Annotated in this window: 14 protein-coding genes; 5 read left to right on the plus strand and 9 right to left on the minus strand. The window is 70.5% G+C overall.

The window, feature by feature from the left end; translation table 11 throughout:
* Positions 1-30: 30 nt before the first annotated feature.
* Positions 31-912 carry a DUF3097 domain-containing protein gene (locus AC5P1C_RS08015; protein ID WP_493864940.1) on the plus strand — a complete coding sequence of 294 codons (882 nt, stop codon included), beginning with the start codon at positions 31-33 and terminating at the stop codon, positions 910-912.
* A gap of 247 nt (positions 913-1,159) precedes the next feature.
* On the opposite strand, the gene hemW is transcribed toward AC5P1C_RS08015, so the two are convergent.
* Positions 1,160-2,392 (minus strand): radical SAM family heme chaperone HemW, encoded by a 1,233-nt coding sequence (hemW, locus tag AC5P1C_RS08020; RefSeq protein ID WP_493864941.1) that lies wholly within the window; start codon positions 2,390-2,392, stop codon positions 1,160-1,162.
* A gap of 51 nt (positions 2,393-2,443) precedes the next feature.
* A complete protein-coding gene (locus tag AC5P1C_RS08025; protein ID WP_493864942.1) occupies positions 2,444-4,366 on the minus strand; it encodes a SpoIIE family protein phosphatase in 1,923 nt (640 codons plus the stop codon).
* A gap of 282 nt (positions 4,367-4,648) precedes the next feature.
* Here AC5P1C_RS08025 and AC5P1C_RS08030 point away from each other — a divergent pair, with 282 nt between their 5' ends.
* Both AC5P1C_RS08030 and AC5P1C_RS08035 read left to right on the plus strand, forming a co-directional pair.
* Complete coding sequence (locus AC5P1C_RS08030) at positions 4,649-8,746, plus strand: HAMP domain-containing protein (RefSeq protein WP_493864994.1); 4,098 nt, start codon at positions 4,649-4,651, stop codon at positions 8,744-8,746.
* 12 nt (positions 8,747-8,758) lie between these two features.
* Positions 8,759-9,343 (plus strand): response regulator, encoded by a 585-nt coding sequence (locus AC5P1C_RS08035; RefSeq protein ID WP_493864943.1) that lies wholly within the window; start codon positions 8,759-8,761, stop codon positions 9,341-9,343.
* Positions 9,344-9,397: 54 nt separating this feature from the next.
* On the opposite strand, the gene AC5P1C_RS08040 is transcribed toward AC5P1C_RS08035, so the two are convergent.
* Both AC5P1C_RS08040 and lepA read right to left on the minus strand, forming a co-directional pair.
* A complete protein-coding gene (locus tag AC5P1C_RS08040) occupies positions 9,398-11,287 on the minus strand; it encodes an AMP-dependent synthetase/ligase (RefSeq protein ID WP_493864944.1) in 1,890 nt (629 codons plus the stop codon).
* Positions 11,288-11,537: 250 nt separating this feature from the next.
* On the minus strand, positions 11,538-13,409 hold the full coding sequence (lepA, locus tag AC5P1C_RS08045) for a translation elongation factor 4 (protein ID WP_493864945.1): 1,872 nt from the start codon (positions 13,407-13,409) through the stop codon (positions 11,538-11,540).
* Between the two features lie 250 nt (positions 13,410-13,659).
* On the opposite strand from lepA, the gene rpsT reads away from it, so the two are divergent.
* The gene (gene rpsT, locus AC5P1C_RS08050) at positions 13,660-13,926 is read left to right on the plus strand and encodes a 30S ribosomal protein S20 (RefSeq protein ID WP_493864946.1); all 267 of its coding nucleotides are present in this window, start codon (positions 13,660-13,662) and stop codon (positions 13,924-13,926) included.
* A gap of 331 nt (positions 13,927-14,257) precedes the next feature.
* On the opposite strand, the gene holA is transcribed toward rpsT, so the two are convergent.
* Entirely contained in the window at positions 14,258-15,241 is a 984-nt protein-coding gene (gene holA, locus AC5P1C_RS08055) for a DNA polymerase III subunit delta (protein ID WP_493864947.1), read from the minus strand.
* Between the two features lie 129 nt (positions 15,242-15,370).
* Here holA and AC5P1C_RS08060 point away from each other — a divergent pair, with 129 nt between their 5' ends.
* On the plus strand, positions 15,371-15,616 hold the full coding sequence (locus tag AC5P1C_RS08060; RefSeq protein WP_160504983.1) for a hypothetical protein: 246 nt from the start codon (positions 15,371-15,373) through the stop codon (positions 15,614-15,616).
* Positions 15,617-15,669: 53 nt separating this feature from the next.
* Here the strand turns inward: AC5P1C_RS08060 and AC5P1C_RS08065 are convergent, their stop codons facing one another.
* The 4 genes from AC5P1C_RS08065 to AC5P1C_RS08080 all read right to left on the minus strand — a co-directional run bounded on the left by AC5P1C_RS08065 (position 15,670) and on the right by AC5P1C_RS08080 (position 22,583).
* Positions 15,670-16,617, minus strand: a complete 948-nt coding sequence (locus AC5P1C_RS08065; protein WP_493864995.1) for a YceI family protein — start codon at positions 16,615-16,617, stop codon at positions 15,670-15,672.
* Positions 16,618-16,801: 184 nt separating this feature from the next.
* Positions 16,802-19,540 carry a ComEC/Rec2 family competence protein gene (locus tag AC5P1C_RS08070; RefSeq protein ID WP_493864948.1) on the minus strand — a complete coding sequence of 913 codons (2,739 nt, stop codon included), beginning with the start codon at positions 19,538-19,540 and terminating at the stop codon, positions 16,802-16,804.
* Positions 19,537-20,256, minus strand: a complete 720-nt coding sequence (locus tag AC5P1C_RS08075; RefSeq protein WP_493864949.1) for a ComEA family DNA-binding protein — start codon at positions 20,254-20,256, stop codon at positions 19,537-19,539. The genes AC5P1C_RS08070 and AC5P1C_RS08075 overlap by 4 nt, the downstream gene beginning before the upstream one ends.
* Before the next feature lie 1,481 nt (positions 20,257-21,737).
* A complete protein-coding gene (locus tag AC5P1C_RS08080) occupies positions 21,738-22,583 on the minus strand; it encodes a DegV family protein (RefSeq protein WP_493864950.1) in 846 nt (281 codons plus the stop codon).
* Between the last annotated feature and the right edge of the window lie 46 nt (positions 22,584-22,629).

A 22,629-nucleotide genomic window follows, 5' to 3' on the forward strand; every position in this document is an offset into this window, starting at 1 on the left:
TCGTACGCCGTTTCTCCTATCGTCGTGCGAATGCTCCCACCCGCCTCCCGCCAGCACCCCTCCAACGAGGGCCCTTCGGGCCCGCAGCGCCGTCTGTACTCCGCAGACCTCACGCCGCCGTGGAAGAAGCCGAAGCCCGTGCCGGAGGTCGCCGCGGAGGCGGATCTCGTGGTGGAGGAGCTCGGCACCGGTTTCTGCGGGGCGGTGATCCGCTGCGAGAAGACGGCGGAGGGTCCGACGGTGACCTTGGAGGACCGCTTCGGCAAGCACCGCGTCTTCCCGATGACTCCCGGGGGCTTCGCCCTGGAGGGACGGACGGTCACCCTCGTCCGCCCGTCCGCCGCCTCGTCTCCCCTACGCCCCACGCGTACCGCCTCCGGTTCGGTGGCCGTGCCGGGGGCGCGGGCCCGGGTCGCCCGCGCGGGACGGATCTACGTCGAGGGGCGGCACGACGCGGAGCTCGTCGAGCGGGTGTGGGGCGACGACCTGCGGATCGAGGGCGTGGTGGTGGAGTACCTGGAGGGCATCGACGACCTCCCGGCGATCGTGGCCGACTTCGCGCCCGGCCCTGATGCGCGCCTGGGGGTCCTCGTGGACCACTTGGTACCCGGCTCCAAGGAGTCAAGGATCGCGGCGCAGGTGAATTCGGCGTCGGCGCTGGTGGTGGGCCACCCCTATATCGACGTGTGGGAGGCGGTGAAGCCGTCGTCGGTGGGGATCGATGCGTGGCCCCGGGTCCCGCGCGGCCGGGACTGGAAGACGGGCGTCTGCGAGGCGCTGGGCTGGCCCACGAACACGGGCGCCGCGTGGCAACGGATCCTGGGCTCGGTCCGCAGCTACCGGGATCTGGAGCCGGCGCTTCTGGGTCGCGTGGAGGAGTTGATCGACTTCGTCACCGGGGATGAGGCCTAGCCCGCCGCTGCGCGGCGGATCTTTCCAGGCCTCCCGGCTTCGTCGGCTGTGGGCCTGTCTGTTCGCCGCTGCGCGGCGGATCCTTTCCAGGCATCCCACCCGGTTGCCCGGCAGCTGCCCATCCACCCGGCGAAGCCCTTTCAGCCCGTCCGGCGTTTGAGGACGAACTCGGCGGAGCCGGTGATGACGGCAAGCAAGGCCCCCGCGCCGGAGAAGGCCCCGCAGGGACCGCTCGAACCTCAGCCGATCAATCCACCAGGTCCCGCACCACCGCATCCGCCAACAACCGCCCCCGCAGGGTCAGCACGGCCCGCCCCTCCTCGTAAGGCCCCACCTGAAGGAGGCCGTCCGAGAGGGCCCGCTCCGCGGCCGCAAGACCCGCAGGGCGAAGGAGGGACAACGGACACCCCTCAAGCAGCCGCAGCTCCAGCAGGATCCGCTCCACCCGCCGGTCCTCGGCGGCCAGCACCTCCCGCCCGGCACCAGGCGAGCGCCCAGCGGCCAGCGCCCCCGCGTAGGCCCCGGGGTGCTTGACGTTCCACCACCGCACGCCCCCCACATGGCTGTGGGCCCCCGGCCCGGCCCCCCACCAGTCGGCCCCCCGCCAGTACAGCTCGTTGTGCAGGCACCGCCCCGCGTCGGACGTGGCCCAGTTGGACACCTCGTACCAGGAGAACCCGGCACCCCCGAGTACCTCGTCGGCGATCAGATACCGGTCCGCGTGCACGTCGTCGTCCGTCATCGGCACCTCACCCCGCCGAATCCGCCGCGCCAGCTGCGTGCCCTCCTCGACGATCAGCGCGTAGGCGCTGACGTGGTCGGGCCCGGCGCCGATCGCCGCGTCGAGCGTGGCCCGCCAGTCGTCGTCCGTCTCGCCCGGGGTGCCGTAGATGAGGTCCAGGTTGACGTGGTCGAAGCCCGCCGCCCGCGCCTCCGCCACGCACGCCTCGGGGCGGCCGGGTGTGTGGGTGCGGTCGAGCACCTTCAGTACGTGCTGCTTGGCGCTCTGCATCCCGAAGGAGACGCGGTTGAAGCCCCCGGCCCGCAGCTCGCTGAGGTACGCCGGGTCGACGGACTCCGGGTTCGCCTCCGTCGTGATCTCCGCGTCGTCCGCGAGGCCGAACTCCTCACGCACGGCGCCCAGCATGCGGACGAGGTCGGCCGCGGCGAGCAGCGTCGGCGTACCGCCTCCGACGAAGACCGTCTGCACCGGGCGCGGGTCGTCGCCCAGGGTCTTGCGCGCGAGCCGCACCTCGTCGATCAGGGTGTCCGCGTAGTTGTCGCGGGAGGCGAGCACGCCGCCGGAGCCGCGCAGCTCGGTCGCGGTGTAGGTGTTGAAGTCGCAGTACCCGCAGCGCGTGGCGCAGTACGGGACGTGGAGGTAGAAACCGAGCGGACGCGTCCGCGCACCCTCGAGGGCGGACGCGGGCAGGGCCCCGTCCTCGGGCATGGACTCACCATCGGGCAGTGCGGAAGGCATACCTCTGATTGTCCCGCACCGCGGAGGAAGCCGACGCCGCGCACCGATCCGCTACTGCGCCTGCAACACCAGCACCGCCATATCGTCATCCGGCGGCCTCTCTGAAAACTCGTGCACCAGCCTCTTGATCCGCTCCGCCACCAGCGCCGCGTCCAGGCCCGCGCAGCCCGCGAAGGCCGTCGCGAGCCCGTCGCCGTCGTCGAACATCTCCCGTCCTGCGCGGCGCTCCGTCACCCCGTCCGTCACGCAGAGCAGTGTGTCGCCGGTCCGCAGCTCGAAGGTTTCGCCCGTGTACGTCGCGTCGTCCACGACCCCGAGCAGCAGCTGGGGTGTGGCCGCCGCCCGCACCGTGCCGTCGGGGGAAAGGAGCAGCGGCAGGGGGTGTCCGGCGCTCCCCACGGTGCAGCGGACGCTGCCGTCGTCCATGGGCACCAGCTCGCCATAAAGCAGGGACAGAAAGCGGGACGGGGCGCCGTCAGGCGGCAGGCGCTGGCCGCCCGCGACCGCGACCACCGCCGCCGCCGCGTCCGCCGCCTCCGTCGCGTCGTCGAGGAGCAGCTGGTTGAGGCGGTCGAGGACCTCCGCGACCTCGTACCCCTCGCGGGCGAGCAGCCGCAGCCACGGCCTGGCGAGGCCGATCACGACGGCAGCCTCGACGCCCTTGCCCTGTACGTCGCCGAGCGCGAAGCACCAGCGGCCCTTGCCCGCCTGGAACACGTCGTAGAAGTCGCCGCCGGGGCCGCCCTTGTCCCGCGGCTCGTACACCACACCGCTGTGCATCCCGGGGATGTCCGCCACGGAGCTCGGAAGGAGCCCGCGCTGCAGGACCTGGCTGATGGTGGCCTGCCGCTGATAGCGCCGGGCCGCGCTGATGGCCAGCGCGACGCGGCGGCTGAAGTCCTCGATGAGGCCCGTGACTTCGTCGGCGAAGCGCATCATCCCGGCGCGGCCGATGACGAGCGTGCCAAGGGCGCGTCCGCCCGCCGTGAGGCGGTACGCCAGGGCCGTGCCGCTCGCCTCGCCGGCCAGCGCCTCGCCGGGCCACGGGACGGGGACGGGGCCGGAGCCCGCGGACCGCGGCAGCCGGGGCGGGTCCTTCTCCAGGCTGCGGCGCAGTTCCTCTATCCGCTGCTCGCTGGTGTGCCAGACACGGGCGAGCCTCGTTCCCTGGAATCCGTTCGCGGTGCCGCGCTGCGCGAACTCCGGCTCGTCGTCGAGCCACACCGCGCACCAGTCCGCGAGCCGCGGCACGAGCAGCTGGCCTGCGAGGGCGGCCACCAGGTCCTCGTCGAACTGTCCGGCGAGCAGATCGGACGCCTCGGCGAGGAAGGTGAGCGCGCCGCGGTTGACCCACTCCGTGTCGTGCGTGATCCGCTTCGGCAGCGGCGCGAGGATCTCGGCGGCGCGCAGTCCCCGCTGCATCGCCTGTTCGCTCGCGTACGACTCGATCTCCTGGACGGCCTGCACTCCGCCGACCGGGAGGCGGGCCCAGACGGCCTTGGTGCCGGTGCGGTAGGTGATGCCCCAGGAGTCGGAGAGGGACGCGACGAGCTGGAGACCACGGCCGTACTCGGGTGTGCCGGGCGGCTGGGGCACGGGCTCGCTGCGGACGGCGCGGGCGGGGTGGTGGTCGGAGACCTCGATGACCAGGGTGTCGCAGCTCTCCCCCAGGCCCGCCTCGTCGAGCCTGCACAGCACCTCGACCGTCGTGCCCGCGTGCACGACGGCGTTCGTGACGAGTTCGCTGACCAGGAGCACGGCATCGTCGGCGAGGCGGTCGGTGACGCCCGCCGCCGCGGGCACGGAGAGTTCGGTCCAGTCGGCGAGCGCCGCGCGCACGAACTTGCGCGCGGCGGCGGGCGCCATCGGGTTTCCGGGCAGCGATGTGCGCACCACCGCCGGCGGGCCGGGCTCGTGCCCCGGCTGGGCGGACACACGGAAAGTGGTCTCCCGTTGCATCGGAATGGACCCCACGTTTCGGCTCCTGAGCAGTTCGGTCGATTAGGCCTCAGGCGACACGGACAGAGTGACAGACTGGCCACGCCCATAAGCACCGAGTTACTGAAGTGGGCCGCTATGAGTGAGAACAGTGCTACGCCCGCGCTCGGTTACGGTCGGATTCCGGCACCGAAACGAGCTCCGATACCCCCTCCGCCGTCCGGACCCGCTCCGGACACGGCGTCCGAAGACCCCCCGGAGACCACCCCGGAGACCACCCCGGAAGCGCACTCCGACCTGCGTCCGCTCCTGGCCGCCATGCGGTCCGCGCGGGACGGGGACTTCACCAAGATCCCGGTGACCGGCCACGGCCTTACGGCCGAGCTGACCTCCGTGTTCAACGAGATGCTGGACCGCTCCCTGCACTTCGACGGTGAACTCTCCCGCGTACGCAGGGAGATCATCCGCCACGGCCACCTCGACGAGCGGTTCTCCGCGAGCCCGGGGCAGGGCAGCTGGGCCACGCGCGTCCAGGACGTCAACTCTTTGCTCGACTCCCTGGTCGCCCCGGCGGCCAACGCCACGCGTGTCCTGAACGCGGTCGCGGGCGGTGACCTCACGCAGCGTGTCGATCTGCACGACGGCAGCCGGGAGCTGCGGGGTGATCTGCGGCGCCTGGGCCGCGCGGTGAACACGATGGTCGACCAGCTGTCGCTGTTCACGGGCGAGGTCACGCGCGTCGCCCGTGAGGTCGGCACGGAGGGGCGGCTCGGCGGGCGCGCCAAGGTGCGTGGGCTTTCGGGCAGTTGGCGTGACGTGACGGAGGCCGTCAACACGATGGCCGCCCGGCTCACCGCCCAGGTGCGCGACATCGCTCTGGTGACGACGGCGGTGGCGCAGGGCGACCTGACACGGACAGTGACCGTCGAGGCGACGGGCGAGCTGCTCGAACTGAAGCTGACCGTCAACACGATGGTCGAGCAGCTCTCCGCGTTCGCCGCCGAAGTGACGCGTGTCGCCCGCGAGGTGGGCACCGAGGGGCAGTTGGGCGGCCGGGCGCAGGCACGTGGTGTGTCGGGGGTCTGGAAGGACCTCACGGACAACGTCAACTTCATGGCGTCGAACCTCACCTCTCAGGTGCGGAACATCGCCCAGGTCACCACGGCCGTCGCGAACGGCGACCTGAGCCAGAAGATCACCGTGGACGCCCGGGGCGAGATCCTGGAGCTGAAGTCGACGGTCAACACGATGGTGGACCAGCTCTCCGCGTTCGCCGACGAGGTCACGCGCGTGGCCCGCGAGGTCGGCACGGAGGGAAATCTGGGTGGCCGGGCTCAGGTGCGGGGCGTGTCGGGCGTGTGGAAGGACCTCACCGACAACGTCAACTTCATGGCGGACAACCTCACTTCACAGGTGCGGAACATCGCCCTCGTGTCGACGGCCGTCGCCCAGGGCGACCTCGGCAAGAAGATCACGGTCGAGGCGAAGGGCGAGATCCTCGAACTGAAGTCGACCATCAACACGATGGTCGACCAGCTCTCCGCGTTCGCCGACGAGGTCACGCGCGTCGCCCGCGAGGTCGGCACCGAGGGAAACCTCGGCGGTCAGGCCCAGGTGCGCGGTGTGTCGGGCGTGTGGAAGGACCTCACCGACAACGTCAACTTCATGGCGTTGAACCTGACTTCGCAGGTGCGGAACATCGCGCAGGTCACCACGGCCGTCGCGAACGGCGACCTGTCCAAGATGATCACGGTGACGGCGCGCGGCGAGATCCTGGAGCTGAAGGACACCGTCAACACGATGGTGGAGCAGCTGCGCGCCTTCGCGGACGAGGTGACCCGCGTGGCCCGCGAGGTCGGCACGGACGGACGGCTCGGCGGCCGTGCGCAGGTGCTCGGCGTATCGGGCGTGTGGAAGGACCTCACCGACAACGTCAACTACATGGCCGACAACCTCACGGGGCAGGTCCGCAACATCGCGCAGGTCGCGACGGCGGTGGCCCAGGGCGACCTCTCCAAGAAGATCGACGTGGACGCGCGCGGCGAGATCCTGGAGCTGAAGACCACCATCAACACCATGGTGGACACGCTGTCCTCGTTCTCGTCCGAGGTCACCCGCGTGGCCCGCGAGGTCGGCTCCGAGGGTCAACTGGGCGGCCAGGCAAGGGTCGAGGGTGTCTACGGCACGTGGAAGCGCCTGACGACGAACGTGAACGAGCTGGCCCTGAACCTCACCACGCAGGTCCGCGCGATCGCCGAGGTCGCATCCGCCGTGGCGCAGGGCGACATGACCCGTTCCATCACGGTCGAGACCCGCGGCGAGGTCTCCGAGCTCAAGAACAACATCAACGTCATGGTCTCCAACCTCCGTGAGACCACCCGCGCCAAGGACTGGCTGGAGTCGAACCTGGCCCGCCTCGCGGGTCTGATGCAGGGCCACCGCGACCTGATGGAGGTCGCCGATCTGATCCTGCGCGAGCTGACCCCGCTGGTGAACGCCCAGTACGGCGCGTTCTTCCTGGCCGACCCGGAGGCCGGGGAAGCCACGACGCTGCAGACTCCCCCGGTCAAGGGGCTGGCCTTCATCGCCGGGTACGGCTCCGCACAGGGCTCGGTCGTCGACACGGGTGCGATGCCCGCGCACGGCCTGGTGCGCCAGGCGGCCCTGGAGAAGAAGCGGATCCTCGTCGACGAGGTGCCGGCCGACTACATCAAGATCACTTCGGGGCTCGGCGACGCGGCGCCGGCCAGCCTGGTGATCATCCCCATCCTCTTCGAGGACAAGCTGCTCGGCGTGATCGAGCTGGCCACGTTCTCCCGCTTCTCGGACGTGCACCTGGCGTTCTTCGACCAGTTCGTGAGCACCATCGGCGTCGCGATCAACACGATCATCGCCAACTCCCGTACGGAGTCACTGCTCAGCGAGTCCCAGCGACTCGCCACACAGCTCCAGGACCGCTCGGACGAACTGCAGCTCCAGCAGGCGGAGTTGCAGCGCTCGAACGCCGAACTGGAGGAGAAGGCAGCGCTCCTGGCCACCTCGTCGCAGTACAAGTCCGAGTTCCTCGCGAACATGTCGCACGAGCTGCGCACCCCGCTGAACTCCCTGCTCATCCTGGCCCGGCTGCTCGCCGACAACCCCGACAGCCATCTCTCCGACCAGGAGGTGCAGTTCGCGACCACCATCCACCGCTCGGGCTCCGACCTCCTGCAGCTCATCAACGACATCCTGGACCTGTCCAAGATCGAGGCGGGCCGCATGGACGTACGCCCCAAGAAGCTCCCCCTCATCAAGGTCCTCGACTACGTCCACGCGACGTTCCGCCCGCTCACCCTGGACCGCGGGCTCGCCTTCGAGGTGTCGGTCGGCGAGGACGTGCCGCGAGAGATGTTCTCGGACGAGCAGCGGCTCCAGCAGATCCTGCGCAACCTCCTGTCGAACGCGGTCAAGTTCACCGCGAGCGGCCGGGTCGAACTGCGCGTGAGCCGGGTCAAGAACACCGGCGAGCGGCGGCTGCACGACGGCGGCGACCGGCTCTGCTTCGCCGTCAAGGACACCGGCATCGGCATCCCGGCCGATCAACTCCCGGCCATCTTCGAGGCGTTCCAGCAGGCCGACGGCACCACCAACCGCAAGTACGGCGGCACCGGCCTCGGTCTCTCCATCAGCCGCGAGATCGCCGGGCTCCTCGGCGGCCGCATCACCGCGGAGAGCAGCCCCGGCCAGGGCTCCGTCTTCTCGCTGTACGTGCCCGTGGTGCACCCCGGGCACGGCCCCGCCGCGGCGGCGTACGCGGCGACGAGGTCGACCGCCACGCCGGAGGCGCACGACGACCGGGTCCCCATGACCCAGCACACCTTCCACGAACAGAACGACAGCTGGCCGACGCCCACCAAGCTGGAGGAGTACAGGGAAGGCGCGGCGGGCCGGATACTGCGCGGGCGCCGCGTCCTGATCGTGGACGACGACATCCGCAACGTCTTCGCGCTCACCCACGTGCTGAGCCGCGTCGGCATGCCCGTCCTCTACGCGGAGAACGGCCGTGAAGGGATCGAGACCCTGGAGCGCAACCCCGACACCGACCTCATCCTGATGGACATCATGATGCCGGAGATGGACGGCTACGAAACCATCTCCGCGATCCGCCGCAGCCCCCGCTGGACCGGCCTGCCCATCATCGCGCTGACCGCCAAGGCCATGCCCGGCGACCGCGAGAAAGCCATCGAACAGGGCGCGAGCGACTACGTACCCAAGCCCGTGGACGTGGACCAACTGCTCACCGTCGCCTGCACCCTCCTGGCCCCCGACGGCGACGGCGCGGCGGAGCCGGACGCACCCACCACAGCAGAGAAGACCGTTGCACCGGAACCGGCAGGCGCTCCAGGGGAGACCGCCGTTCCGCCGACGACCGAGTGAGGCACTGTCACCATGAGCACAGAGGTCATGACCGACAACCACGCGAGCATCCTCCTTGTCGACGACATGGAGGACAATCTGATGGCGCTCGAAGCCGTCCTGGGGTCTCTCAACGAACCACTGGTGCGCGCGCGTTCGGGCGAGGAAGCGATGAAGGCGCTCTTGCGCCAACGATTCGCCGTGATCCTCCTGGACGTACGCATGCCGGGTATGGACGGCTTCGAGACGGCGTCGAACATCAAACGGCTCGACCAGACCAAGGACGTGCCCATCATCTTCCTGACGGGCACGGACAACGACGCGGGCTACGCCTTCCGCGGCTACGCGACGGGCGCCGCCGACTATCTGACCAAACCGTTCGACCCCTGGGTGCTGCGCGCCAAGGTCACCGTCTTCCTCGAACTGCACCGCAAGAACCAGCAGTTGGAGAAGATCCTGGCGCGCGAGCAGCAGCAGTTCGACGAACTGGCGGCCCGGCTCTCGGCGATCGAGGCGCACATGGCCGCGAGCAGCCTCAAGGACGTCCTCGAACTCCGCCACCACGTGACGCACATGGAGGAGCTGGTGAGGGAGATGCGGCGCGGGCGGGGCGTCTGACGCGATGCGCCGGACACCCCGTCCAACACCCCTCCCGCGTACGGGAGTCGAGGCTCAGGCCTCGCGCGAACCCGCGTACATCTCGTCGATCAGGTGCTGGTACTCGCGCTCGACGACCGGCCGCTTCAGCTTCAGGCTTGGCGTCAGTTCGCCGTGCTCGATGTCCAGGTCGCGGGGCAGCAACTTGAACTTCTTGACGGTCTGCCAGCGCTGGAGACCTTCGTTGAGCTGCTTCACATAGCCCTCGACGAGCTCGACCGTCGCCGGGGCGGCGACCACGTCTGCGTAGCTCTTGCCGTCCAGGCCGTTGTCCTTGGCCCAGGCCAGGATGGACGGTTCGTCGAGCGCGATCAGGGCGGTGCAGAAGTTCTTGTCGGCGCCGTGCACCAGGATGTTGGAGACGTACGGGCAGACGGCCTTGAACTGGCCCTCGACCTCGGCGGGCGCGATGTACTTGCCGCCGGAGGTCTTGATCAGGTCCTTCTTGCGGTCGGTGATCCGCAGGTAGCCGTCCTCGGACAGCTCGCCGATGTCCCCGGTGTGGAACCACCCGTCGGACTCCAGGACCTCGGCCGTCTTCTCGGCGAGGCCGTGGTAGCCCTCCATGATGCCGGGGCCGCGCAGCAGGATCTCGCCGTCGTCCGCGATCCGGACCTCGGTGCCGGGCAGCGGCTTGCCGACGGTGCCGGTGCGGTAGGCCTCGCCGGGGTTGACGAAGGAGGCCGCGGAGGACTCCGTGAGGCCGTAGCCCTCCAGGATGTGGATGCCCGCGCCGGCGAAGAAGTAGCCGATCTCGGGGGCGAGCGCGGCCGACCCCGAGACGGCGGCGCGCAGGCGTCCGCCGAAGGCGTCCCGCAGCTTGGAGTAGACGAGCGCGTCGGCGACCTTGTGCTTGGCGCCGAGCCCGAAGGGCACGGACGCGTTGCCGGTCCTGCGGAAGTTGTCCTGGCTGACCTTCGCGTACTCGCGGGAGACCTCGGCCGCCCACAGGAAGATCTTGTACTTGGCGCCGCCACCGGCCCGCGCCTTGGCCGCGACCCCGTTGTAGACCTTCTCGAAGATGCGCGGCACGGCGGCCATGTACGTCGGCTGCACGACGGGCAGATTCTCGATGATCTTGTCGACCCGCCCGTCGACGGCGGTGACGTGCCCGAGCTCGATCTGGCCCGAGGTCAGCACCTTGCCGAAGACGTGCGCGAGCGGCAGCCACAGGTACTGCACGTCGTCCGGGCCGAGCAGACCGGTCGCCGCGATGGCCTTCGCCATGTACGACCAGTTGTCCTGCGGCAGGCGCACACCCTTGGGGCGGCCCGTGGTGCCGGAGGTGTAGATGATCGTGGCGAGCTGGTCCTTGCTGATCGCCGCGATCCGCTCCTTGACCGCCTCCGGGTTCTTCTCCAGGTGGGCGGCGCCGCGCGCCTCCAGGTCGGCGAGGGTGAGCACCCAGCCTTCGGGGTCGCCCTCGGCGGGCCCCGCGCCCTCGGCGTCGATCACCACGACGTGCCGCAGGTCGGGCAGCTCGGCCCGCTTCTCGCGCGCCTTGGCGAGCTGCTCGGCGTTCTCGGCGATCAGGACCCGGCTGTCGGAGTCGGACAGGATGTAGGTGGACTCCTCGGCGTTGGTCTGCGGATACACCGTGGTGGTGGCCGCGCCCGCGCAGAGGATGCCGAGGTCGGCGAGGATCCACTCGACCCGCGTGGACGAGGCGAGCGCCACCCGGTCCTCGGGGGCGAGGCCGAGCTCGATGAGGCCCGCGGCGATGGAGTAGACGCGCTCGGCGGCCTGCGCCCAGCTCAGCGACTTCCACTCATCGGGGCCTTCGCCCGCGGCCGACGGCACCGGATAGCGATAGGCCTCGGCATCGGGCGTGGCCGCCACGCGCTCCAGGAAGAGATGCGCCACGGACGGCGGACGGTTCTCGATCAAGGTCTGTGTGTCGCTCACGACATCCTCCGGACCCGCGACATGGCGGCGACTGGCTGGCGGCTGCTGGGCTTGTTGAACGTGCGAGGGTCTTGTTTAACTTGCGAGTAACCTACGAGCAGTGATCAGAGTAGAGCGCCGAGGCCCGGTGCGTAAGGGGCTTCCGCCTGTCACTTCATACAAGAACGGGTCCGCCGCGCAAGAGCGCGACGGACCCGCTGAGATGCCTGTGTGACGCCCGTGCCGGACGGGATGGCGGCTGCGGCGTGAGCTACTTCTTCGCCTTGCCCGGACCGCTGTCGTCACTGGAGAGCACCGCGATGAAGGCTTCCTGCGGCACCTCGACGGAGCCGACCATCTTCATGCGCTTCTTGCCCTCCTTCTGCTTTTCGAGCAGCTTGCGCTTACGCGAGATGTCACCGCCGTAGCACTTGGCGAGGACGTCCTTGCGGATGGCACGGATCGTCTCGCGGGAGATGACCCGGGAGCCGATGGCGGCCTGGACGGGGATCTCGAAGGCCTGCCGCGGGATGAGCTCCCGCAGCTTGGCCACGAGACGCACGCCGTACGCGTACGCGGCGTCCTTGTGGGTGACGGCGGAGAACGCGTCGACCCGGTCGCCGTGCAGCAGGATGTCGACCTTCACCAGGTCGGCGGACTGCTCGCCGGTGGGCTCGTAGTCCAGCGACGCGTAGCCGCGGGTCTTGGACTTCAGCTGATCGAAGAAGTCGAAGACGATCTCGGCGAGGGGGAGGGTGTAGCGGATCTCCACCCGGTCCTCGGAGAGGTAGTCCATGCCGAGGAGGGTGCCGCGGCGGTTCTGGCAGAGCTCCATGATCGAGCCGATGAACTCGCTGGGCGCGAGGAGCGTGGCGCGTACGACGGGCTCGTAGACCTTGTCGATCTTGCCCTCGGGGAACTCGCTCGGGTTGGTGACCGTGTGCTCGGAGCCGTCCTCCATGTCCACGCGGTAGACCACGTTCGGAGCGGTGGCAATGAGGTCGAGCCCGAACTCGCGCTCGAGCCGCTCACGGATCACGTCGAGGTGCAGGAGTCCCAGGAAGCCCACGCGGAAGCCGAAGCCGAGCGCGGCCGACGTCTCCGGCTCGTAGACCAGCGCGGCGTCGTTGAGCTGCAGCTTGTCCAGGGCCTCACGCAGGTCCGGGTACTCAGAGCCGTCCAGCGGATACAGACCCGAGAAGACCATCGGCTTGGGGTCCTTGTAGCCGCCGAGGGCCTCGGTCGCGCCCTTGTGCAGGGAGGTGATCGTGTCACCGACCTTGGACTGACGGACGTCCTTCACGCCGGTGATGATGTAGCCCACCTCGCCGACGCCGATGCCGTCGGCCGGGGTCATCTCGGGCGACGAGACACCGATCTCGAGCAGCTCGTGGGTGGCACCGGTGGACATCATCCGGATCCGCTCACGCTTGTTGAGCTGGCCGTCGACGACTCGTACGTACGTCACCACGCCTCGGTAGGAGTCGTACACCGAGTCGAAGATCATCGCTCGCGCGGGCGCGTCGGCGACGCCGACCGGCGGCGGGACGTCGGCGACGACCTTGTCGAGCAGCGCCTCGACGCCCATGCCGGTCTTCGCGGAGACCTTCAGCACGTCCTCCGGCTCGCAGCCGATGAGATTGGCGAGCTCCTCAGAGAACTTCTCCGGCTGCGCGGCCGGCAGGTCGATCTTGTTGAGCACCGGGACGATCTTGAGGTCGTTCTCCATCGCCAGGTAGAGGTTGGCGAGAGTCTGCGCCTCGATGCCCTGCGCCGCGTCCACGAGAAGGACCGTGCCCTCACAGGCCGCGAGCGAGCGGGACACCTCGTACGTGAAGTCCACGTGACCCGGGGTGTCGATCATGTTGAGGATGTGGGTCTTGCTCTGCTCGGGGCCCTCCGTGGGGGCCCAGGGCAGACGCACCGCCTGGGACTTGATCGTGATGCCGCGCTCGCGCTCGATGTCCATCCGGTCGAGGTACTGAGCACGCATCTGCCGCTGCTCGACCACACCGGTCAGCTGGAGCATCCGGTCGGCGAGCGTGGACTTGCCGTGGTCGATGTGCGCGATGATGCAGAAATTACGGATCAGAGCCGGGTCGGTACGGCTCGGCTCGGGCACATTCTTAGGGGTCGCGGGCACGCAGGGTCCTGTCTCTTGAGGCGCCTGTCGCCTCGGGTCGGATCTATACGTAGGTTCCATGGTCCCATGGGTGAGGCACTGGCCCCGGTGTGGGCCGGTCGGGGTGGGGAGCCGGGCCCGGATTGGGCCGGTCGGGGTGCTGCTGGTAATCTGGGCAGCTGTGTCTCCTGACCTTCTCGGTTCTGAGGCACGTGTCAAAGAAACTCATCTGCAGTACCTCTGCAGTACCTGAACCTGAAAAGGCTCTTTCGTGGCGAACATCAAGTCCCAGATCAAGCGGATCAAGACCAACGAGAAGGCGCGTCAGCGCAACAAGGCGGTCAAGTCTTCCCTGAAGACCGCGATCCGCAAGGCCCGCGAGGCCGTTGCCGCTGGTGACACCCAGAAGGCCATCGAGGCCACGCGTGAGGCTTCGCGCGAGCTCGACAAGGCCGTCTCGAAGGGTGTCATCCACAAGAACCAGGCCGCCAACAAGAAGTCGGCGCTTGCTTCGAAGGTCGCGACCCTCCAGGGCTGAGCCCTTTGCCCCGGCTCGCCGGGGCGCTGATCAATCCCTCCCGCGAGGGTAATTCGAGCCCTCTACCTCGATTCGCGGACAGACCACGCAGTACGCCACGCTGCGACGATGCCCCCGGCCCACTCCGGGGGCATTGCTGTGTTCCGGGGAGGCCGGGACGCCCCGGAAGGGGCTCGGGGACCTGCGCGCCCAGCCCTCACGGGCCCGCGGACGAGAACCGGGCCCGGGGGAAACGGCTCAGGGGCGCGGGGAACCACGCGACCAACCCCCACCAGCCCGCGGACGCAGAACCGGGCCCGGGGGGGGGACAGCTCAGGCCCAGTGCCAACGCCTAGCGGCGAGATCGGCCCGCACGAGCGACAGCGACAACAGCCTTCTCCAGGGCGTACTCAGGATCGTCCCCGCCCCCCTTGACCCCCGCATCAGCCGCCGCGACAGCGGTAAGCGCGGCGGCCACCCCGTCCGGTGTCCAGCCCCGCATCTGCTGCCGGACCCGGTCGATCTTCCAGGGAGGCATCCCCAGCTCACGGGCAAGGTCGGCGGGACGCCCACCCCGCGCGGAGGACAGCTTCCCGATCGCCCGCACGGCCTGCGCCAGCGCACTGGTGATCAGGACGGGAGCAACACCCGTGGACAGCGACCAGCGCAACGCTTCGAGAGCCTCAGCGGCCCGGCCCTCCACAGCCCGGTCGGCCACGGTGAAGCTGGAGGCCTCGGCCCGGCCCGTGTAGTAGCGGCCGACGACCGCCTCGTCGATCGTGCCCTCGACGTCCGCCACCAGCTGGGACACGGCCGAAGCGAGCTCCCGCAGATCGCTGCCGATCGAGTCGACCAGGGCCTGGCACGCCTCGGGGGTCGCCGAGCGCCCCAGGGCGCGGAACTCGCTCCGTACGAACGAGAGCCGGTCCGCGGGCTTGGTCATCTTGGGGCAGGCGACCTCACGGGCCCCCGCCTTGCGGGCCGCGTCGAGCAGGCCCTTGCCCTTGGCCCCGCCCGCGTGCAGCAGGACGAGGGTGATCTCCTCGGCCGGCGACCCGAGATACGCCTTCACGTCCTTGATCGTGTCGGCCGACAGATCCTGCGCGTTGCGTACGACCACGACCTTGCGCTCGGCGAAGAGCGAGGGACTGGTCAGCTCGGCGAGCGTGCCGGGCTGCAGTTGGTCGGAGGTGAGGTCGCGCACGTCCGTGTCCGCGTCGGCGGCACGGGCGGCCGCGACGACCCGCTGCACGGCGCGGTCGAGGAGGAGGTCCTCCTGGCCCACGGCGAGCGTGAGAGGAGCGAGCGGGTCGGCGGTATCTGTCTTCCTGGCCATCGCGGTCAAGCATCCCACGCGCCACTGACAGCCGGTCCCGTACAGCCGACCCCGTACAGCCGCTCCCGTACGGCCGGTTCCCGGGCGGCCGGTTCCCGGGCGGCTCGCCCCGTATCGGAGAATGGGCAGGTGACCGACGTACGACATGTCCTGGTGCTGCCCGACCGCGATGCCGCGGAGGAAGTGGCGGAAGAACTCCCCGACCGTTTCGGCGTGCGCGAGCAGCCTCAACTCGTCCGTGACGCCTTGGCCGGCGAGGACGACGCCGAGGACGCCCAGTGGCTGGTCGTGGTCGAGGACCCCGAACGCCGCCTCGACCGCACGGCGCTCGACGAACTGGCGGCGGAGCACGAAGGCTGGCTCGAGGCTCCCTAGCCTCGCCTCTTCAGACTCCCTGACGGAGGTCGGCGGCAGGCGGCGGGGCGGCGTCAGCTCTTGGGCAGGACCTGGATGTCGAGGTCGATCGTGATGCTGGGTCCGACCGCCGCGATACCGCGGGCAAGCATCGTCTGCCAGTTGATCGTGAAGTCGTCGCGATGCAGCTCGGTGGCGGCACGGCAGGCGACACGGGTCTCCCCCTCCAGCCCTTGGCCCACCCCGAGGTACTCCGTCTCGAGCGTGACCGTGCGCGTCACACCGTGCAGCGTCAGGCCACCCGTGATCGCCCAGCGACTGCCGCCCTTGTGGACGAAGCGGTCGCTGTAGAACTCGATGGTCGGGAAGCGCTCGACGTCGAGGAAGTCGCCGGACCGCAGGTGGTCGTCGCGCATCCGCACGGCCGTGTCGATGGAGGCGGCGTCGATGACGACATGCATCGCGGAGTCCTCCATCCGCTCCCCCAGCCGTATGGCACCCGCGAAGCTGTTGAACCGGCCGTGAATACGGGCAAGACCGATGTGCCGCGCGGTGAAGGCGACCGAGGTGTGCAGGGGGTCGATCTCCCAGTCACCGGGCTCGGGCAGCGCCGGAGGCTGGGCTATCTGGAGCATGACGTCGCCGAGCGAGGCGTGCGCGCTCTCCCCGACCGTGGCGTTCGCCCGGTACGGAGTGAACCCTTCCGCCGAAACCGCCAGCCGGTAGTCACCGGCCGGAACGGTCGCGACGAACGAGCCGAACGGATCCAGTCCCCCACCGACCACCTTGCGCCCCTGGGCATCGCTGACCGCGAACTCCGCGTGCCGCACGGGCTCATTGACGGGATCGAGCACCCGGCAACTCAGCACTCCCGCCCGGGGCGGAACCGCCACGGCGGACAACGGACTCCCGACCCGCACAACCCGACCGGTCCGTCCCGCCCCGCCCAGGCCTCCCGCCCGACCGGCTCGGTTCGTCCGGCCGACTCGGTTCGTACGGTCTCCCAGCCAACGGCCGAACATTTGCGACACACCCCCGCGCACCTTGACAACTCCTGGTGACAACTCCTGGTGACACCTACTGTCACGAAGAGGCATTCGATCACCGTTGCGGCATTCGATGCAACACGAACCCACTTCGCTGTAATGCGGCGCTAGCGATTGAACTGTCGCGAGTGGCCAAGTTAAGACTGATCTGCCGCACCCGCTAGGGCGGTCGAGTGGCCACCTCCATGACGGGCGCCGCCCCGCCAGGCGACCGGGCCGCCGATCCGCCGTTCGGTCCGATGACCGCGATCGAACCCTCGGTGTCCGTCCGCAGCACCTCCGCTCCCCCTGCCCGCAACGCCGCAACCGTGCGGGGCGCCGGGTGTCCGTACGAGTTGTTCCTGCCGCAGGAGATGAGGGCGAGGCGCGGCGCGGTCCGCCGCAGGAGTCCGGGGTCCTGGTAGGCCGAACCGTGGTGAGCGACCTTGAGCACGTCCACGGGTGGCAGCGCGGCCACGGCCGGCGTGCGCGACAGGGCCCGCTGGGCGGGCGGTTCGAGATCGCCGAGCAGGAGCAGGGTCAGTCCCTGGGCGCGGACGAGCAGGGTGACACTGGCGTCGTTCGGTCCTTCGGGAACAGGGGCCGGGCCCGGCCCCTGGACCGAACCCACCGCCGAGGGCCAGAGCACCTGCCAGTCGAGGACGCCGCCGCCCGCGCGGCGCCGCTCCCCCGCCACCGCGCTGGTCACCGAGATCCGATGGGCGGCCGCCTGTTCCCGTACGAACCGCGCCTGCTCGGGCGGCTCTTGATACCCCGTCGTCTGGATCGCCCCGACCGAACGCCCCCGCAGCACGCCCGGAAGCCCCGCCACGTGATCGGCGTGGAAGTGGGTAAGCAGCACGAGCGGTACACGGGTCACGCCGAGCGAACGCAGACAGCGGTCCACGAGCACCGGATCAGGGCCCGCGTCGACGACCACTCCCTCCCCCTCACCCACCGCGAGCACGGTGGCATCACCCTGGCCCACATCACACATCGCGAACCGCCAGCCCGGCGGCGGCCACCCCGCGATCACCCGGGTGAGCGGCGGGGGTTGCACGATCGCGAGGATGAGCAGCAGGGCGCAGGCCACGCTGAGCCAGGGGTGCCTGCTGAGCCTGCGGCCGACCAGAACCACGCCGAGCGTGGCGACGGCGAGCAGCAGGCCGCCGCGCCAGCCGCCGGGCCAGTCGACCCCGCTGCCGGGCAGAGCCGCACCCGTGCGGGCGATGTCCGCGATCCATGAGGCGGGCCAACTCGCGCACCAGGCAAGGACCTTGGCCACCGGCATGGCCAACGGCGCCATCGCCAGCGTGGCGAAGCCGAAGACCGTGGCAGGCGCGACGGCCACTTCCGCCAGCAGGTTGCAGGGCACCGCCACCAGGCTCACCCGCGCCGCGATGACGGCGACGACGGGTGCGCACACCGCCTGCGCGGCAGCCGCGGCGGCCAACGCCTCGGCCAGACGCGGCGGAACCCTGCGTCCTTGAAGAGCCGTGCTCCACCTGGGCGCGAGGGTGAGAAGGGCGCCAGTGGCGAGAACGGAGAGCAGAAAGCCGGGGCTGCGGGCCAGCCACGGGTCGTACAGGACGAGCAGCAGCACTGCGGCAGCCAGGGCTGGGATCAGCGACCGGCGCCGTCCGGTACCGATGGCGAGCAGCGCGATCAGCCCGCAGGCCGCGGCCCGCAGCACGCTCGGCTCCGGTCGGCAGACGATGACGAAGGCGAGGGTGAGAGCGCCGCCGATCAACGCGGTCGCCCGCAGCGAGATACCCAACCGTGGGGCGATGCCCCGCCGTTCGGCGCGCTGGGCAAGGCCGGGCGGCCCGATGAGAAGGGCGAGGACGATCGTGAGGTTGGCACCGCTCACGGCGAGGAGGTGCGTCAGGTCGGTCGCCCTGAACGCCTCTTCCAGATCCGGCGGCACCCGGGAGGTGTCCCCGACCACCAGTCCGGGCAACAGCGCCCTCGCGTCGGGCGGCAGCCCGTCCGTGGCCTCCCGCAACCCGCCCCGCAACCGCCCCGCCAGACGCTGCGGCCCCGACGGCGCCTCGGTCACCCGCGGTGCCTGCCCTGCGTCCACACGGAGCACCGCCGCGATGCGGTCGCCCTGCGGCAAGGGCGGCGCCAGGCGCGCCCGGACGTGCAGCCTGGTCGAGGGCAGAAGAGCGAGCCAGCGAGCCCTGTCCCACGACCCGGCGGAATCCTCGCCCCTGCCCCCGCCCCCGCCTCCCTTTCGACGCCCGTCCCCGGCAAAGACCAGGGCCGGGGTGCGCGTCACGGAGGTCCTTCCGTCCGCGGATGTGACCCGAACGATCTCCGCGTCCAACATGACGGAGGGCGGCACGGCATGGGCTCCCGTGACGCGGGGCCGAGTGAGCCGGGGGTCAGAGGTGACCTCCAACTCAGCCTCTACTTCGGTGTATTGACGGGCCAGAGCAGGGACTGGGCCGCGGTGCAGGTCCGCCCCGTGCAGCGCCGCGGAGGTAGCGCCCGCCGCGGCACAGAGGAGGACCGCCGCCACAGAGATCTGCCGCCAGGGCTGCCGCCACGAGGGGGCCGCGGCACGGAATGCGGGCCCCGCGGAGGGCCGCCGTCCAGAGGCCACCGCCGACTCAGGCACGCACTGCCGCGCCTCACTCTCCGCCCGCCCCCGCACCGTCCATGTCACCAACAGGGCGCCTGCCACCACCACACAGACCACCACAGCTGCGATCACCCACCGGAGCGAGGCATCCAACGCCAGGGCCGCCGTTCCCCAGGCAGCGAGCGCGGGCGGCACGAGGCGCAGGTCAAGGGGGCCCTCTTGCCGGGGGCGGGCATCTCCGCGTAGACGCCCGGGCGGGACGCGGGCAACCTGGCCCGGTAGGGCAGTGGAGGCCCCCGGCGCTACTGCCGATGCCTGACGTGCCGATGTCATGGCCGCACGAGATTCTGCAGGTCGGCGTAGCGCTTGTCGCCGATTCCATTGACCTCGCGCAGCTCGTCGACCGAGCGGAAGCCGCCATGTTCCGTGCGGTAGTCGATGATGTGCTGGGCCAGCACGGGGCCCACGCCCGGCAGTTCGTCGAGTTGCTCGGCGGTGGCCGTGTTGAGGCCGACCGGCGCGGCAGGGCTCGCTCCTCCCGCCGGCCCGGCGGCTGCCCCTGCGCCGGGCGCTGCCGGAGCAGCTGGAGCCGCCGGAGCTCCCACCGCCACCTGTTCGCCGTCGATGAGCAGGCGGGCGCGGTTGAGGCCATCCGTGTCCGCGCCTGGGCGAACCCCGCCCGCGGCCTTCAGCGCGTCGGCGACCCGTGACCCCGTGGGCAGCCGCAGGATCCCGGGGTTGCGCACCTTCCCACTGACGTCCACGACGACCCCACCGGCCGTCGGCCGACCACCGCCTTCCGCAGGAAGCGGAGCTCCTGGGGACGGAGACGGCTCCGCGCCCCGATCGGGCGCGGCACCGACGACATCCGGTGCCCGCACCGACTGCGTCCGCCCTGCCCAGAAGTGCTGGGCGGCGAAGACCCCGGCGACCACGAGGACCACGGCGAGCGCAACCAGACTCCGCCGCTCAAGACCGCACCGCAGCTGCAGCCACAAGGGCAACCGCTCCCGCACAGCCAGCCCCACCCACCCCGACTGGGGCGACACCGCCGCACCTCCATCAGCCGAGGACACCGACTGCTGGGGCTCGGCTTGAGGGCTGGGATGGGGCTGGGGTGGGGGTTGTTGGGGCTGGGGAAGAGGCCGGGATTGAGGCTGGAGACGAGGCCGGGATTGAGGCCGGGCTTGAGGCTGCGCTTGAGGCCGTGGATCAGGCTGCGGGTGAGGCCGTGGATCAGGCTGGGGATGCGGCCGTGGATCAGGATGGGGATGCGGCCGTGGATCAGGATGGGGATGCGGCCAGGCTTGAGGCCGAGGATGCGACTGGGCCCGATGCGGCAGCACGGCATGAGGCCCCGGCACGGCCTGCGGCTGCGGCTGCGGCTGCGGCTGCGGCTGCGGCTGGCCTACTGGAACGGTCCCCGTCTGCGCCCCCGACCGCGGCCTCACCCCGGACTGCGGCACACCCCCAGATGGCCGCACGGCCCCCTCCGCCTGCAACTGCGGCTGCCGCACCGGCACAACCCCCGCCCGCGGCCCCAGGCCCGACCGCCGCAATGCCGCCTGCGGCACTGGCACGGCCCCCTCCGCCTGCGGCACTGGCACGTCGTCCGCCTGCGCCCCTACCGCCTGCGGTACGGGCAAACCCTCCACCCGCGGCATCAGCCCCGACCCCGGCGCCTCCCCGGATCGCCGCACACCCTCCGCCGGCCGCACCGCCCCCTCCGCCCGCGACATCAACCCCGGCCCCGGGGCCCGCTGCCGCACGGCCCTGGATTGCCCTACAGGCTCCGGCTGTTGTGCATCCGACCGAGGTTGCTGCGGGTTCCGCTGCGGGTCCTGCTGCGGGTCCTGCCGCTCGTCCTGCCGCAGGGCCTGCAGCACCGCTTCTGCTCGCCCGCCAACCATCGGCGGCCCTATGCCCGCCCCCAGCCCAGCCCTCGGCTTCGGCTTCGGCTTCGGCCACAGCCCCGGTCCAGGCGCCGCCCCCAGCTGCCCAGCCCCCGGACCAGGCCTCGGGCCTGCCCCAGCCCTTCGCTCGGCATCCCCCGCCCCCATCCCCCACGCATCCGGGGGCGCGCCCGACCTCAACCCGCCTCCGTCACCCTCCCGTTCAGGCTCGGCGAAGAGTGACTCCGCGCGCTGCCGCAACGCCTGGGCCCGCGCTCGCGCCTCCGCCGAAGAGTGTCTGCGCCTGGTCGCCCGACGACGGGCATGGCGGTGGTGCGTGCGGTCGTCGGCATCGGAAGTCGGGCCGCCGGGAGCGCGGTACTCCGAGGCGCGGCCGTCCAAGGCGCGGCCGTCGGACGCGGGGCCTCGGCCCGGTCCGCTCGTGGCGGCAGGTGTCCGTGAAAGTGATCGAAGTGTCATACCGACGACGCTAGGCACCGCCACGGAATTTTGTTGATCTTGGTCAATTCCCGTGGATTACCCAGCGGTTGTGGATAAGTCCGTCACCCTCAAGCGCACCGCACCGCAGGCCGCACCGCACCCACACACCTCGCCTCACCCCACCTCGCTCCCCCACCTCACCAGGGCGAAACCACAGCCCCCAACAACCCCGGCCCCGTATGCGCCCCGATCACCGCGCCGACCTCACTCACATGCAGCTCCGCCAGGCCCGGCACCCGGTCCCTGAGCCTGTCCGCGAGGGTCGACGCCCGTTCCGGCGCCGCCAGATGATGCACCGCGATGTCGACGCGGTTCGCCCCGGCCCGTTCGATCACGATCTCCTCGAGCCTCGCGATCGCCTTCGACGCCGTCCGCACCTTCTCCAGCATCTCGATCCGCCCGCCGTCCAGCTGGAGCAGCGGTTTCACGGCGAGCGCCGAGCCCAGCAGCGCCTGTGCGGCGCCGATCCGGCCGCCCCGGCGCAGATAGTCCAGCGTGTCGACGTAGAAGTACGCGGACGTGTTCGCGGCCCGCTTCTCCGCCGCGGTCACCGCATCGTCCGCCGAGCCGCCGGACTCGGCCGCCTCCGCAGCCGCGAGGGCGCAGAAACCCAGGGCCATCGCGACCATTCCGGTGTCCACCACCCGCACCGGTACCGGCGCGTCCTTCGCCGCGAGGACCGCCGCGTCGTACGTGCCCGAGAACTCGGCGGACAGATGCAGCGAGACGATGGCCGTCGCGCCCGCGGCGGCGACCTTGCGATAGGTCTCCGCGAAGACTTCGGGGCTCGGCCGCGAGGTGGTCACAGAGCGCCGCTTCTGCAGGGCCAGGGCCAGGGAGCGGGCGGAGATCTCGGTGCCCTCTTCGAGTGCCTGGTCACCGAGGACCACGGTCAGAGGTACCGACGTGATGCCGTGCCGCTCCATCGTCCGCTGCGGCAGATAGGCCGTTGAATCCGTGACGATCGCGACATGACGGGACATGCGGTGGAGATTACCTGCCTGGGCCCGACGGCGGCAGCCCGACCCC

It is taken from the genome of Streptomyces sp. A18 (genome assembly GCF_059026065.1).